Genomic DNA, 13,799 nt, shown 5'->3' on the forward strand with positions numbered 1-13,799 from the left:
AAATATCACGATTTTGGGATGATTTTCCTCAAATGTTCGATTTATCTTTGTTTGTATAAGGAAATCATTTATTATAATAAATGGTATTCTTAGAGATATTATGTTGAAGGGGTGTTGAAGTGAAGGAAAGTTTTCTATCATATAAAGAAGAAGAAAGGAATGCCAAAATCTTTTTGTGGGTGCTATACGTCATTGTTGTTTCATACCAAATTTTCTATGCAATCGTATTAGAAAATAAATCACTAACGGATAAGGGACATAGCATACTATGGCAAGTTATTTGCGGAACTGCAATACTCGGTGTAAATGTATATTTAATAAAAAAAGAGAAAGTGAATTTTGTGAAATATGCATGTGTATTTGCATACATAGGAATAGAAATTGCTAACATATTTTCGTATATGCTTTATAATGAGGCGGCATTTGATGGGGGAAATATAGTAGAAATTATTCTTATCTTCTTTGTACCTATATTTTTAAATAAAAAATATTTTGTGTTTGTACTTTCAACTATTGTAGGGAAATATGTAATTTACTTATTTGTATTAAAAGAAGTAAAAGGATTTATGTTCCTCATTATGTATACACTCGTATTAATAGCAGCATACATCATTTTAAATCGATTTATACAATACCTTTCAGCGGTAAAGGAAAGTATTAAGATTGCTAGTGAATCACAAAAATTAGCAGTAATCGGAAAGATGGCAGCGACAGTGGGACATGAAATTAAAAATCCACTTGCTTCATTGAAAGGGTTTACGCAATTACAACGAGAGAAGCATGAAGAGGACCCTATTTATAAACAGATGATTTTTGAAATAGAAAATATGAATAATATGATAAGTGAATTGATGGAAGTTGCTACATGTAAACCTTCTATTTATAAAAAACATAATATAGGTGAAATTGTATTACAAGCAGTAGCAATTCTTCGAGAAAAAATGAATGAATCTAGTATCCAGCTTATTTCTAATATCGAAGAAAAGATGATAGAAATTGAATGTGATGAGCGGAAAATGCGAGGAGTTTTTCTATATGTCATAAAAAATGCTCTGGAGGCAATGGAGCAAGGTGGCACATTAGAGTTACGGTTAGAAAATAAAGGACAAGATTATGTAATGCTAAGTGTAATCGATAATGGTTACGGTATTAAGAAAGAGAATGTGGCTCGTGTTACAGAAGCTTTTTATACAACAAAACAGGATAAAATTGGTTTGGGACTTACGGTAGCAGATCGAATTGTCAACGAACACCTTGGTACGTTACATATTTCAAGTGAAAGAGATAAGGGAACGAGAATAGATATTATTCTTCCAAAAAAGTGTGGAAATAATGAAGTACAAGTGGGAGAAAAGCTAGGAGTTACCATATGAATAAAGACGATATATTTAAAAATGAAGAAATGAAGGCGCTGAAAATATATTTAAGTTTATTTTTCATTATATTTTTTGTATACGATCTTGCCTACGAATTTATTGTACCTTTAATAGGAGGAGAGCAAGAAGGAGTAGGACAATTTGAAGATGGTTTAGGTTTATGGCTTTATTTTCTGATGGTGGTTTTATTTTGCATTGGAATATACTTTATGAAATGGAAAAATCCATTTGCAGTAAAGTATATTATTCTAATTGGATATAATCTATTAGATTTTATCCATAATATTATGATTTACTACGGTAGTGATGCTGAGTTTGATGGTGGGAATATAGTAGAAGGATTTTTTATTTTATTTGCCCCACTTTTTGTGAATAAAAGATATTTTTGGTTAGTTCCGAGCATACTTGTTGGAAAATATGCTCTTATAGGAATCATGATTCACTCATCACTCGTTTTAATCCCGATGGCATTATATAGCGTATTTACTATCATATGTTGGATTATGTTTGTAAGGTTCCAATCTTACGTTCGTACGCTTGAGATGATGAATAAAGAAATACAACAAACAGAAAAGTTAGCAACTGTTGGGAAAATGGCTACAGTTATTGGTTCCAAAATTAAAAGACCTTTAGCCAATTTAGATAAATTTGTGAATAAGCAAGCGATTAAATATCCAGAGGATAAAATATATAGTGATATTATGAAACAAGAAGTAGAACGAATTCATACAATCGCTACAGAACTTAGTGGATTTGAGAAATCTAAATCAATAGAATCAGAAGTTCATAATATAGAAGAAATTATCGCTTATGTTATTCGAGTTATGGGGAAGCCTGCTTTAAATCAAGGTGTGCACATACAAGGTATTTATAGTAAAGACATACCATCGATTACATGCGATGAAAAACGATTAAAACAAGTATTTTTTAATTTAATTAAAAATGCGATTGAAGCAATGTCAGTTGGCGGAACGATTACGATTAAAGTGACTGTAGAAGATGCAATCATTGTTCAAGTTAAGGATGAAGGTTGCGGCATTCCAAAAGACAAAATCCCGAAGCTAAATGAAGCCTTTTACACAACGAAAGAAACGGGAACAGGTTTAGGCTTAGTAGTTACAGAAAAAATTATTAAAGACCACAACGGTAAAATGAGTTTTGAAAGTGAAGTTGGGGTTGGAACGACGGTGAAGGTTATGTTGCCGATACAATAAAAAATATATTTTAAAAAGGGAAATCATTTATTTGAGAGTGATTTCCCTTTTTTGTGAATAAAAATCCGGAAGTGTTTACACTATTGGTGCATTATGTATAATTACGAATCTAAGATATGGGTATTTTTATAGTGATAATATATAGTGAATTTGTCTGTTATTGATTTTTTTAGAATTGAAATGGATATATCTTTTATATACTATAACCACCATTTTTCCTGTGGAACCAAAGTAACATCCACTTCAAAATTTTCTTTAAACCAATTATACATCAATGTTTCTTTCACTTACTACATACATTGTATATTGTTCGTAATTTTCTGTATATATTTTTAAAGAAAAATGGTGGTACAATATATGAAGGATACGAGAAGAGAGGATGAAGATTAGAGTATGTACGTTACTGTAACAGAAGCAGCATATAAAAAGATTATGGATACGATTCCAAATGAAGCGAAATATATAAAGTTATTTTACGATAATGAAGGTTGCGGTTGTGTAATGAGCGGAATTATCGATTTAGTAGCTGTAGCAGAAAAAGATGAGCGCGATGTGGATATCGAATCTAGCACAATGAATTTTATCGCAGATCGCACAAAGCTTGTATTTATGGATGATAAATTAACAGTTGATTGGCATGAAGGTGGAGGGACGTTTCAGCTGAAGAGCCCGAGCCAATTTTATAATCCAAATATGAAGTTACACGTTCGAGTGTAGTAAAGAAAAGGTGGTTCCAAAACGTATTTTGGAACCACCTTTTTTATTGTATAAGTCGCTATTCTTGTCGTTTTTTGTTGATAAGTCGATATATTTAAAAAATCGCTGATATAATTCGAGTAGCGCCGATATATTTTGAAAATCGCCGATATAATCAGAGTTGCGCTGATATATTCAGAAAATCGCTGATATAATTTCATGCCCCAAAACGTTTCATACAATAAAAAGATTTTTTCACATAATGAAATGTACATATGATTGAATTTTCTGTATAATTTTATTTGCGGAGGGGATACGCATGAGAAGATGGGGAATTGAGTTATTAATTTTAGCAGTCGTTATTATTTGGGGGATTAATTTTACGATTGCGAAATATGGACTTTTAGAATTTACAGCAATTGAGTTTACTGCACTTCGGATGATATCGGCGGCACCGCTTATGTTACTCCTTACATTTTTTATTGAAAAGTCGGTTTATATGGAGAGAAAAGATATACCTAGATTAATCATCGTTAGCGTTGTAGGTATTGTACTGTATCAAACGTTATTTATGGAAACTGTTAAATATACATCCGCTACAAATGCCTCTTTACTCATTTCTATTTCACCTATTTTTACAACTGTATTTGCGATTATCTTAAAACAAGAAAAGTTTTCTTCTCGAAAGCTTATCGGTTCGATTATTGCCTTTGGTGGTGCAGCCTTAGTTTTAGTAGCAGGGCATTCACTGGCTAGTTCTTTTTACGGGAATGGGATTGGACTCATTACATCAATATGTTGGGGGCTTTATCCTGTTTTAGCTGGTCCATTAATTAAAAAATATTCAGCGCTACGTGTTACCGCATGGTCAGCACTAGTTGGCGCGATTCCACTCTTGCTTTTAAGTGGACCATACGTATTTATAATGCCATTTCATATTACACATGGAATAACACTATTCGCTTTACTATATTCTATTTTCTTTGTAACAGTATTTGGTTTAGTAATGTGGTATGTTGGTGTTCAAAAAATTGGAGCATCACATACGATGGTATATATGTATATAACGCCACTTGTAGCTGTTTTATTTGCAGCTGTATGGGCAAATGAATACGTATCGTTTCAACAAATAATCGGTGGAATTATTATTTTCTTCGGTTTATGGTTTGTGAAATCGGAGAAAGTAAAAGTGCATTCTACTGCGGGGGAACCTATATCAAAATAGGAAAACAGATCACCTATGATCTGCTTTCCTATTTTTTTATTTTTGGTAAGAAGATGAGAAATAAGATCGCAGTAATAAGTGGAATTAAGTTTAAAAATGGAATACGGAAGAGTGTAATAAGAATAATACCCGGAAGAAGGACACCGAGGACAGCGTAGAAAATACTATGGTTTTTCGTGTACCAATATAATGAAAGTCCAATAAGTGCAGGGATAATAAGGTGAATGAGAGCCATTAAAAAATAAATCATTAGACGCCCCCTTTATTTGTGTACTTATTACATCATATCCGTATGTTCATAGATTGATATCAATTTTTTCATAAATGGACGAAAAATGTTTGAAAAAACGTCACAAATTATGGGGGGATGATCTTTGAAATCTTGTATAATATTATTTTCTAAAAATATTTAAACAACATAAACATACCGTTTATGTTGTTTTTAATTTGAGTGAAATGAATGTAAGTAGTATAGACTTGAAAAAATTTATTGTTGGATAGATAAAAATTACGGAAGAGGAGAACATCATGATTAGTATGTCATTAAGGTCGTTTAAAATTCAATCGTATTATATACTAGGTATTCTTTTACTAGGCTGGATGGTAACGCCGTTTTCAGCACATTTTTTAGGTGCAGGAATTGGACTTATCGTAAGTATGTATTGCGTTTGGCTTTTAGGGAGACGAATTGAGAAGCTTGGAGATAGTATCGTAAAGAACACGAAAGCGCCGACGCTCGGTATGTTTAATCGTTTTGCGGCTGCTATTTTAGGCGCTATTATTATGTACGAAATTGAGCACCATATGGTAATGTGGGCATTTGCAGTAGGGATTATGGGCGGTTATTTTTTAATCGTTGTGAACTTAGGTTATTATAGTATGAAAGATGAAAAGGAACTAACAAAAAGATAAAAAGCCTCTTTTTAGATGGAATAGAGGATCTAGCGAGGGATAGAAGCGTTTAAATCCTTTTTTAGCTCCATACGTTGTGAAACTAGAGGGATGTAATTTATATGTTCGAATCCGTAAGTTGTATGTGTAAAAATGAATTTACCCTAGAATAAGGAATCCAGCGATGAATAGTACAACAGGAAGCGAAACATTGCATAAAATACAGGTTTTTGCTTCCGATAAGTTAACATGAAATTACGTATTAGTATGACTTTTATGTTCTTTAAAAAAGTTGGATATAATACAAAAAACTATTCCGGTAATTAGAATAATATATTTTATCGTTTCACTTGTATGCTCAAATAAATTAACGTTAAGCATTACAAGTCCCCAAAACATTTGAATCGCTCCATAACTGAATAAAATTTTTCCTGTACGAGAAAAATTTTTCATAGGTTTCACCCCTTCCTATATATGTAAATTATATCATGAAAAACTAAAAATAAGTAAATATAAAGTGAAAATTCTGTAAATTAACAAACGAAGTCACAGATGAAGAGAGTAACGTTTTACTTTATATAAGATATAGAAAGAAGCTTACGTAAAAAACGTAAGCTTCTTTTTTATGTAAGTGTGTGTAACCGTTAAGCCGCATTGGGTTTTGTCGGTGAGTACGCGAAACTTTACGGTTACACGACACTTATTCATATGAGTAAAGGGTTATTCCAACAGAAAGTTTGCGCTTAAGCGATTGGACCGCCTAAGTTAATAATGTCTTCAGATACGCTGTCGAACTTTTTGAAGTTAGCTTTGAATTCATTTGCAAGTTCGATTGCTTTTGCTTTATAAGCAGCTTTATCAGCCCAAGTTTGTTCAGGCATTAACACTTCGTCAGGTACACCTGGTACGTGAAGTGGAACTTCAAGACCGAAGATGTCATGTTTAGCTGTTTCAGTTTTCGCAAGTTCACCGCTTAATGCTGCTTGAATCATTGCACGAGTGTAACCTAAGTTCATACGTTTACCAACGCCGTATTCGCCACCAGTCCAGCCAGTGTTTACTAAGAATACTTTCGCATCGTGTTTCTCAATTTTTTCACCAAGCATTTCAGCATAGCGAGATGCATCAAGTGGTAAGAATGGTGAACCGAAGCAAGTTGAGAATGTTGCTTGCGGAGATGTAACACCGCGCTCTGTTCCTGCTAGTTTACTAGTGTAACCACTTAAGAAGTGATACATAGCTTGTTCTTTTGATAACTTACTGATTGGAGGCAATACGCCAGATGCATCAGCAGTTAAGAAGATAATTGTATTTGGGTGTCCTGCAACACTTGGCAGTACGATATTGTCAATCGCATGCATAGGGTATGCAGCACGAGTATTTTCTGTTAAAGTAGTATCGTTATAGTCTGCGATACGCGTTTGGTCATTAATGATAACGTTTTCTAAAACAGATCCAAATGTGATTGCATCGAAAATTTGTGGTTCTTTCTCGTGAGAAAGGTTTACACATTTCGCGTAGCAACCGCCTTCAATATTGAATACACCGTTATCAGACCAACCGTGCTCATCATCACCGATTAATTTACGGTTTGGATCAGCAGATAATGTTGTTTTACCTGTTCCAGATAAACCGAAGAATAATGCTACATCGCCTTCTTCACCTACGTTTGCAGAGCAATGCATAGAAAGGATATCTTGTTCAGGTAATAAGAAGTTCATAATAGAGAAGATTGATTTTTTCATTTCTCCAGCGTATTCTGTACCACCAATTAGTACGATACGTTTTTCGAATGAAACCATAATGAATGCTTCAGAGTTTGTACCGTCAACAGCTGGATCAGCTTTGAAATTCGGTGCAGAAACAATTGTGAACTCTGATTCATGAGTTGTTAATTCTTCTTCAGTTGGACGAATGAATAGTTGATGTACAAATAAATTGTGCCATGCATATTCATTAATAACTTGAATTGGTAGGCGGTAATTGCGGTCAGCGCCTGCAAATCCTTTGAAGACGAATAACTCTTCTTTCTCTTTTAAGTATTCTAAAACTTTCGTATATAATTTATTAAAATGTTCTTCAGAAATCGGTTGGTTCACTGCTCCCCAAGCAATTTTGTCAGCAACCGATGCTTCTTTCACAATAAATTTATCTTTAGGAGAACGTCCTGTATATTTTCCAGTTGAAGCAGAAACGGCACCAGTCGAAGTTAATTTCCCTTCATTTCGCATTAATACTTTTTCCACTAATTGCGGAACACTTAGTTGAATCTGTGCATTGCTTCCGTTCAATAATTCGTGTAAACCAATTTGGACATTCACAGTACTCATATTTATATACCATCCTTTTCATTTAATGAAATATTTCTCGTAATCCCCAACAAGAGTATAACACAATTATATAAATAATGTATACTATTTATTTCTTTTTGTTTGTGTGAATACATTATTTCCTTATTAATATTTCATTTTAGGCGCATTGAGAAAAACTTTCACGAAAATGTGAATATTAATTGACAAATGAATATCATTTCTTTAGTATAGGTTGGGACGGATACTCTCTTATCCCGAGCTGGCGGAGGGACAGGCCCGATGAAGCCCAGCAACCTCACTTGTATTGGTAAACACAAGTGAATAGGTGCTAAAACCTGTGCGAGGCTACAGGTCTCGAACGATAAGAGCGAAGGGCAAAAAGCAGTATGCAAGTAGCAAATTAAACCTTTCCTCTCTATTATGTAGGAAAGGTTTTTCTGTATGCTTGTGTGGGAGAATAAATGTATGTCGCAATCTGTGGCAAATTAAGGATGAGTTCCGTACAATATATACAATTACTGTAGGGAGGTTTACCACATGACAAAAAAACGTCATCTGTTCACATCTGAGTCTGTAACTGAAGGACATCCAGATAAAATTTGTGACCAAATTTCTGATTCAATTTTAGATGCGATCTTATCAAAAGACGCAAATGCACGTGTAGCTTGTGAAACAACTGTAACAACTGGTTTAGTATTGGTAGCGGGGGAAATTACGACTTCTACTTACGTAGATATTCCAAAAATCGTTCGTGAAACAATTCAAGGCATTGGTTACACACGCGCAAAATACGGATTCGATGCAGAAACTTGTGCAGTTTTAACATCTATCGATGAGCAATCTGCTGACATCGCTATGGGTGTTGACCAAGCGCTAGAAGCACGCGAAGGTCAAATGACTGACGCTGAGATTGAGGCAATTGGTGCAGGAGACCAAGGTTTAATGTTTGGTTTCGCATGTAATGAAACACAAGAGTTAATGCCACTTCCAATCTCGCTTGCTCACAAATTAGCTCGCCGTTTAACTGAAGTACGTAAAGATGATACATTATCATACCTACGTCCGGATGGAAAAACGCAAGTTACAGTTGAGTATGATGAAAATGGTAAACCAGTACGTGTTGATACTATCGTAATTTCTACACAACATCACCCAGATGTTACATGGGAAGAAATCGATCGCGACTTAAAAGAGCACGTAATTAAAGCTGTAGTACCAGCAGAATTAATCGATGGAGAAACAAAATTCTTCATTAACCCAACTGGCCGCTTCGTAATTGGTGGACCACAAGGTGATGCTGGTTTAACAGGACGTAAAATCATCGTTGATACTTACGGTGGATACGCTCGCCACGGTGGCGGTGCATTCTCTGGTAAAGATGCAACAAAAGTTGACCGTTCTGCAGCATATGCAGCTCGTTATGTTGCGAAAAACATCGTAGCAGCTGGTCTTGCTGAGAAAGCAGAAGTACAACTTGCATACGCAATCGGTGTAGCACAACCAGTATCAATTTCAGTTGATACATTCGGCACTGGTAAAGTATCTGAAGACGTATTAGTAGAACTAGTTCGTAACAACTTCGATCTTCGCCCAGCTGGTATTATTAAAATGCTAGACTTACGTCGCCCAATTTACAAACAAACAGCAGCTTACGGCCACTTCGGACGTACTGATGTAGATCTATCATGGGAACGTACAGACAAAGCTGCAGCTTTAAAAGAGCAAGCTGGTCTATAATATATGAAAAAAAGCTTTGCGCGGTGAGCGCAAAGCTTTTTTTTATTTCGTTTTATTTACAATTTGAATGCATGATTTGCAATATACTTCTCCATCTAGCTCAATATACTTTTTCATATGTTTGTATTTCTTTTTGGCATGATTTACAAACAGTTGGCTTTTTTGAAACATGTGAAATCAACCTTTCATTTGACGTGCTTTGCCCGCGCAAAATGCACCGCTTAGTAAAAATAGCGTTGCGCATATAATACTTACTAATGTAGCGTATGGAATTGCGCCTTTTAGAGAAAAGCCGACAGTGATGGAAGCGATAAATAAGAGGATGAATGTTGTTGTTAATTTTTTGTATAGTTCCATAATAGATAGACCTCCAATTTATTTTTTAGTACAAGTTTTAAAATTGAATTCTATGTATGTAGAAAATATAAAGAGTAGCTAAAGGTGTGTAGTCTAAGGAGTATAAGAAAGTGCACTTTCCTTTTTGTGGTTTTTTATACTTATATTGTATCATGGCGCATTGTTGGCTTCATACATAATTGTGTAAAGATATGTATGATAAAATGAAGAAAAGCCTTTAAGAAAGGAAAGATGAAAAAATGAGCGTAACCGAACATAAAAAACAAGCGCCAAAAGAAGTGCGCTGCAAGATTGTAACGATTTCCGATACACGTACAGAAGAGACAGATAAGAGCGGGCAACTATTACATGAATTGTTAAAAGAAGCAGGCCATACAGTGACTTCTTATGAAATTGTGAAAGATGATAAAGAAAGTATTCAGCAAGCTGTGTTAGCTGGTTATCATAGGGAAGATGTTGATGTTGTATTAACAAATGGCGGAACTGGTATTACGAAACGCGATGTCACAATTGAAGCAGTATCAGCGTTATTACATAAAGAAATTGTCGGATTTGGTGAGTTGTTCCGCATGATTAGTTATTTAGAAGATATCGGAAGCAGCGCAATGTTAAGTAGAGCGATCGGCGGCACAATTGGGCGCAAAGTAGTCTTCTCGATGCCAGGATCTAGCGGAGCAGTTCGCCTTGCGATGAATAAATTAATTTTACCAGAATTAGGTCATATTACATTTGAGTTGCATCGCCAATGAGTAAGTATGCTGGAATTGTATTGGCAGGAGGTATGTCGAGTCGATTCGGTGAACCAAAAGCGTTAGCGAGCTGGCAAGATAGTACTTTTATTGAGCATATTTTGAAAGTGATGACAAGTACGCTCCAAGAAGTTGTAGTCATTAGTCATTCTGATATAAAAGAGCGAGTAGAGAAACTCGTACAAGTTCCTGTTATAGAAGATATTCCGCACTATAAAGGGAACGGGCCACTTGCTGGAATTGTATCAGGTATGGAATATATAGAAGCAGATTGGTATGCTATTATGCCATGTGATGCGCCAAATGTTTCGCATGAGTGGTTTACCATTTTACTGGAGCAAACAAGCAATGAGTATGATGCAGTTGTACCTATTATTAATGGAAGGAAACAACCGCTACTTGCAGCGTACCATAACCGCGTGAAAGAAAAGATTTATACTTTGCTTCAAGAAGAAAAAAGAAGTATGGGTCAGCTTTTATCACAATGTAATGTGAAATATATTGCTGGTGAAGATATACAAGCAAATGCGGATTGGTTTATAAATGTGAATACGAAAGAAGAATATGTGCAGGCTCAAAAAGACCTTTCAAATGAATGAAAGGTTTTTTTGTATACAGAAATTGGGGAACAATTACTGTATAAAGGTATGTGAGTAAGTTGATTTTAAGGAGAATTCTTAAAATCACTATACAGTTAAAATACTGTATAACCATATATTAATTTTTATGGGTTTTTATTACAAGTCTATTTGTTTATGTTTGTTTTTGTTATAATGAATATAGAAATAATATAATATTTCACCTTGTGTATCATTTATTTAAGTGAATTTTACAATTGTATAATAAACTCCCTTCGTTTTTTGAAGGGAGTTTTTCTGTTTAAGCAAGTAACTCTGATGCGTTATGCTGAAGTACTTCCTCATATTCGTTAAGCAAGCCACGAAAGATCTCATCCCAGCTTTTTGATTTCGCATAAGATAAAGCTGCTACTCCCATCTGCTCCAATTTTTCTTCATTTTGCAATAAAAAATAAATGGATGATAGAAATGCGTCCTCATTTTTTGGCGGGCAAAGAACTCCCGTTTTTCCATCTGTAATAATATTTTTAACCCCGCCACTATTTGCACCGATGACAGGTGTGACGCATGCAAGCGATTCAAGTACAACATTTCCGAATGTTTCAGTGGCTGATGGAAATACCATCATGTTAGAACAAGCATATGCTTCAGCTAAATCCACGCCTTGTAAATAGCCAGTAAACGTGACATTTGTTTTCGGAACAGCTTCACGAAGACTTGTTGCTAGAGGACCGTCTCCTGCTATAAGCCAATGAATATCGTTTCGAGTATGCGCTGATTTAACGATAAGATTTTGCAACGTATCAATATCTTTCTCAGGAGCAATCCGTCCAACATAGGAAAGGACATACTTCGCTGTAATATTATATTTTTTCCGGAATACTTCTGTATTGTAAGCTGGATGAAAGAGTGTGCAATCTACACCCCGTCCCCAAATAGAGAGGGCCTGAAAGCCTTTATGTTTTAATTGATGTAATGTTTCAGGAGAAGGGACAAAATTTTTTTGCATATGACTATGAAACCATTTTAAATAGTTCCAAAGCATATTGGAGAGAAATTCGATTTTGTAATAGCGCAAATAAGCATCGAAATCAGTATGATAAGAACCGACAACTGGGATGTTTAACTTTTTCGCATAATACAATCCACAAAGTCCCATGTTGAAAGGTGTAGCAATGTGAATTATGTCAGGTTTAAAGGAAAGAAGTTCTCGCTTAATGCGCGGAGTAGGAAAAGAAAAGCGACATTCTGGATATAATATTGTTAACGGGATACTTCTCATCTTGTTCACATTCGCTACGAAATTATCTTCAGCTGTATGCTGAGGGGCGAAAACAGAATAGGCGATTTTTTCTTTCTGAAAATATCGTGTTAACCGCTCTAACGTTTTCGCAACCCCGTTCACTTGTGGCGTAAAAGTATCGGTAAAAATGGCGACTCTCATCATATCACTCCTTTATGTGAAAAGTGGGATGAATTGATAAAAAGAGATGATGCCAGAGCAAGTGCCGAGACACATACCGACGAATACATCAGATGGATAGTGAAGCCCTAAATAAATGCGAGAAATACCGACGCATAATGCTAACGGTAATAGGAAAATAAGTAAGCTTGGATTATAGCAAATAAATGGAATAAAGACAGAGAAAACGGCTGTTGTATGACCAGACGGGAAAGAGTGGTCTTGTAATGGATGGACTGGATATTTTGCATCCTGAATTGTTAAATAAGGACGTTTTCGTGGATACCATCTTTTTAATATTTGCACAGGAATATGGCTAATTGCTAGCGAAATAGCAGTTGCAATTGCAGCTTGATGCAAAGTTCCACTTGCGAAAATTAAAAAGAACAGTGTGAGTGCGATAGAGAAAGTCGCGCCACCGATATGAGTAATATTGCTGAAAAAGAGATTTAACGTTTTTTGATCAAAGTAGCGGTTAATTCCTCTGAAAATGTAACATTCTATTTTATATAATCCACTGACCTTCATGAAAATTCTCCTCCCTCATCTACATATATATGGAGATATTAGCTTTTATTTTAATAAGATTTTGTTGAGGGAGTAATAATGTTTTGTAAAGAAAAAGTTAGATTTTATATAAAAAAACTGCCAGTATTATGGCAGCTGTAAAATCATTTTTGTAGTGATTTATAATATTGGCCTTTTTCAACGTATTGCGTGCGAATTCGCTCCATGTCTTTACGGTCTTCTTCTGTTAACTCACGAACGACTTTCGCTGGACGACCGAAAGCTAATGTATTCGGCGAGATTTTCTTTCCTTGTGAAACGAGGCTTCCAGCACCGATAAAGGCTCCTTCGCCAATTTCAGCACCATCTAATATAATAGATCCCATTCCAATTAAAGCATCTTTCTTAATATGGCAGCTATGTAAAATCACTTGATGCCCAATTGTTACGTCATCTTCTAAAATAAGAGGATATTGCGGGCTTTGGTGGAGTGTACATTGGTCTTGTACATTTACTCGGTCTCCAATAATTGTCGGTGACACATCACCACGTATGACTGTATTAAACCAAATACTTGATTCCTCGCCAATTGTCACATCACCAGTAATGGTTACGTAGTCAGCGATAAAAGCACTACTCGCAATTTTCGGATTTTTTTCTTTGTAAGGATATATCATGTAAAGCCTTCCTTTCCT

At 35.2% G+C, this 13,799-nt stretch carries 16 protein-coding genes and 1 riboswitch; of the genes, 8 read left to right on the plus strand and 8 right to left on the minus strand.

What is annotated here, in order from left to right:
• Positions 1-119: 119 nt before the first annotated feature.
• The 4 genes from QCI47_RS03500 (at position 120) to QCI47_RS03515 (ending at position 4,511) form a co-directional block, all read left to right on the plus strand.
• Positions 120-1,373 carry an ATP-binding protein gene (locus tag QCI47_RS03500; RefSeq protein ID WP_061132007.1) on the plus strand — a complete coding sequence of 418 codons (1,254 nt, stop codon included), beginning with the start codon at positions 120-122 and terminating at the stop codon, positions 1,371-1,373.
• Entirely contained in the window at positions 1,370-2,590 is a 1,221-nt protein-coding gene (locus QCI47_RS03505) for an ATP-binding protein (protein WP_061132008.1), read from the plus strand. The genes QCI47_RS03500 and QCI47_RS03505 overlap by 4 nt, the downstream gene beginning before the upstream one ends.
• 393 nt (positions 2,591-2,983) lie before the next feature.
• Positions 2,984-3,307, plus strand: coding sequence for an iron-sulfur cluster biosynthesis family protein (locus tag QCI47_RS03510; protein ID WP_000289565.1), 324 nt, complete (start codon positions 2,984-2,986; stop codon positions 3,305-3,307).
• Positions 3,308-3,605: 298 nt separating this feature from the next.
• Positions 3,606-4,511 (plus strand): DMT family transporter, encoded by a 906-nt coding sequence (locus QCI47_RS03515; protein ID WP_309423368.1) that lies wholly within the window; start codon positions 3,606-3,608, stop codon positions 4,509-4,511.
• A gap of 28 nt (positions 4,512-4,539) precedes the next feature.
• On the opposite strand, the gene QCI47_RS03520 is transcribed toward QCI47_RS03515, so the two are convergent.
• Positions 4,540-4,761 (minus strand): hypothetical protein, encoded by a 222-nt coding sequence (locus QCI47_RS03520; protein ID WP_000639042.1) that lies wholly within the window; start codon positions 4,759-4,761, stop codon positions 4,540-4,542.
• Positions 4,762-5,039: 278 nt separating this feature from the next.
• Between QCI47_RS03520 and QCI47_RS03525 the strand changes: the two genes are divergently transcribed.
• The gene (locus QCI47_RS03525) at positions 5,040-5,423 is read left to right on the plus strand and encodes an ATP synthase subunit I (protein ID WP_309423371.1); all 384 of its coding nucleotides are present in this window, start codon (positions 5,040-5,042) and stop codon (positions 5,421-5,423) included.
• Between the two features lie 234 nt (positions 5,424-5,657).
• Here the strand turns inward: QCI47_RS03525 and QCI47_RS03530 are convergent, their stop codons facing one another.
• Positions 5,658-5,855 (minus strand): hypothetical protein, encoded by a 198-nt coding sequence (locus tag QCI47_RS03530; protein ID WP_000788116.1) that lies wholly within the window; start codon positions 5,853-5,855, stop codon positions 5,658-5,660.
• 290 nt (positions 5,856-6,145) lie between these two features.
• Positions 6,146-7,732, minus strand: a complete 1,587-nt coding sequence (pckA, locus tag QCI47_RS03535) for a phosphoenolpyruvate carboxykinase (ATP) (protein WP_000108804.1) — start codon at positions 7,730-7,732, stop codon at positions 6,146-6,148.
• Positions 7,733-7,960: 228 nt separating this feature from the next.
• Positions 7,961-8,082, plus strand: a riboswitch (SAM riboswitch).
• Between the two features lie 169 nt (positions 8,083-8,251).
• Between pckA and metK the strand changes: the two genes are divergently transcribed.
• Complete coding sequence (gene metK / locus QCI47_RS03540) at positions 8,252-9,451, plus strand: methionine adenosyltransferase (RefSeq protein WP_000163115.1); 1,200 nt, start codon at positions 8,252-8,254, stop codon at positions 9,449-9,451.
• Between the two features lie 42 nt (positions 9,452-9,493).
• Here metK and QCI47_RS03545 read toward each other — a convergent pair whose 3' ends face one another.
• Together QCI47_RS03545 and QCI47_RS03550 are read right to left on the minus strand one after the other, a co-directional pair.
• Positions 9,494-9,622 (minus strand): hypothetical protein, encoded by a 129-nt coding sequence (locus QCI47_RS03545; protein WP_001998486.1) that lies wholly within the window; start codon positions 9,620-9,622, stop codon positions 9,494-9,496.
• Between the two features lie 6 nt (positions 9,623-9,628).
• A complete protein-coding gene (locus QCI47_RS03550) occupies positions 9,629-9,808 on the minus strand; it encodes a hypothetical protein (protein ID WP_000424794.1) in 180 nt (59 codons plus the stop codon).
• 239 nt (positions 9,809-10,047) lie between these two features.
• On the opposite strand from QCI47_RS03550, the gene QCI47_RS03555 reads away from it, so the two are divergent.
• The gene (locus QCI47_RS03555) at positions 10,048-10,557 is read left to right on the plus strand and encodes a MogA/MoaB family molybdenum cofactor biosynthesis protein (RefSeq protein ID WP_000117134.1); all 510 of its coding nucleotides are present in this window, start codon (positions 10,048-10,050) and stop codon (positions 10,555-10,557) included.
• The gene (locus QCI47_RS03560; RefSeq protein ID WP_076873760.1) at positions 10,554-11,156 is read left to right on the plus strand and encodes a molybdenum cofactor guanylyltransferase; all 603 of its coding nucleotides are present in this window, start codon (positions 10,554-10,556) and stop codon (positions 11,154-11,156) included. Before QCI47_RS03555 ends, QCI47_RS03560 begins: the two co-directional genes overlap by 4 nt.
• Before the next feature lie 280 nt (positions 11,157-11,436).
• On the opposite strand, the gene QCI47_RS03565 is transcribed toward QCI47_RS03560, so the two are convergent.
• The 3 genes from QCI47_RS03565 to QCI47_RS03575 form a co-directional block, all read right to left on the minus strand.
• Positions 11,437-12,579 (minus strand): glycosyltransferase family 4 protein, encoded by a 1,143-nt coding sequence (locus QCI47_RS03565; RefSeq protein ID WP_353811698.1) that lies wholly within the window; start codon positions 12,577-12,579, stop codon positions 11,437-11,439.
• A gap of 12 nt (positions 12,580-12,591) precedes the next feature.
• On the minus strand, positions 12,592-13,125 hold the full coding sequence (locus QCI47_RS03570) for a phosphatase PAP2 family protein (RefSeq protein ID WP_000868600.1): 534 nt from the start codon (positions 13,123-13,125) through the stop codon (positions 12,592-12,594).
• 143 nt (positions 13,126-13,268) lie between these two features.
• Positions 13,269-13,781 (minus strand): gamma carbonic anhydrase, encoded by a 513-nt coding sequence (locus tag QCI47_RS03575; protein ID WP_309423375.1) that lies wholly within the window; start codon positions 13,779-13,781, stop codon positions 13,269-13,271.
• Between the last annotated feature and the right edge of the window lie 18 nt (positions 13,782-13,799).

It is taken from the genome of Bacillus cereus group sp. RP29, from assembly GCF_040459765.1.
Lineage (GTDB): Bacteria > Bacillota > Bacilli > Bacillales > Bacillaceae_G > Bacillus_A > Bacillus_A paranthracis.

Excerpts from the sequence above, each read along its gene's own strand:
- QCI47_RS03505 (WP_061132008.1), top strand. The coding sequence starts at position 1,370 with ATGAATAAAGACGATATATTTAAAAATGAAGAAATGAAGGCGCTGAAA.
- QCI47_RS03510 (WP_000289565.1), top strand. The coding sequence starts at position 2,984 with ATGTACGTTACTGTAACAGAAGCAGCATATAAAAAGATTATGGATACG.
- QCI47_RS03515 (WP_309423368.1), top strand. The coding sequence starts at position 3,606 with ATGAGAAGATGGGGAATTGAGTTATTAATTTTAGCAGTCGTTATTATT.
- QCI47_RS03520 (WP_000639042.1), bottom strand. The coding sequence starts at position 4,761 with ATGATTTATTTTTTAATGGCTCTCATTCACCTTATTATCCCTGCACTT.
- QCI47_RS03525 (WP_309423371.1), top strand. The coding sequence starts at position 5,040 with ATGATTAGTATGTCATTAAGGTCGTTTAAAATTCAATCGTATTATATA.
- QCI47_RS03530 (WP_000788116.1), bottom strand. The coding sequence starts at position 5,855 with ATGAAAAATTTTTCTCGTACAGGAAAAATTTTATTCAGTTATGGAGCG.
- pckA (WP_000108804.1), bottom strand. The coding sequence starts at position 7,732 with ATGAGTACTGTGAATGTCCAAATTGGTTTACACGAATTATTGAACGGA.
- metK (WP_000163115.1), top strand. The coding sequence starts at position 8,252 with ATGACAAAAAAACGTCATCTGTTCACATCTGAGTCTGTAACTGAAGGA.
- QCI47_RS03545 (WP_001998486.1), bottom strand. The coding sequence starts at position 9,622 with ATGTTTCAAAAAAGCCAACTGTTTGTAAATCATGCCAAAAAGAAATAC.
- QCI47_RS03550 (WP_000424794.1), bottom strand. The coding sequence starts at position 9,808 with ATGGAACTATACAAAAAATTAACAACAACATTCATCCTCTTATTTATC.
- QCI47_RS03555 (WP_000117134.1), top strand. The coding sequence starts at position 10,048 with ATGAGCGTAACCGAACATAAAAAACAAGCGCCAAAAGAAGTGCGCTGC.
- QCI47_RS03560 (WP_076873760.1), top strand. The coding sequence starts at position 10,554 with ATGAGTAAGTATGCTGGAATTGTATTGGCAGGAGGTATGTCGAGTCGA.
- QCI47_RS03565 (WP_353811698.1), bottom strand. The coding sequence starts at position 12,579 with ATGAGAGTCGCCATTTTTACCGATACTTTTACGCCACAAGTGAACGGG.
- QCI47_RS03570 (WP_000868600.1), bottom strand. The coding sequence starts at position 13,125 with ATGAAGGTCAGTGGATTATATAAAATAGAATGTTACATTTTCAGAGGA.
- QCI47_RS03575 (WP_309423375.1), bottom strand. The coding sequence starts at position 13,781 with ATGATATATCCTTACAAAGAAAAAAATCCGAAAATTGCGAGTAGTGCT.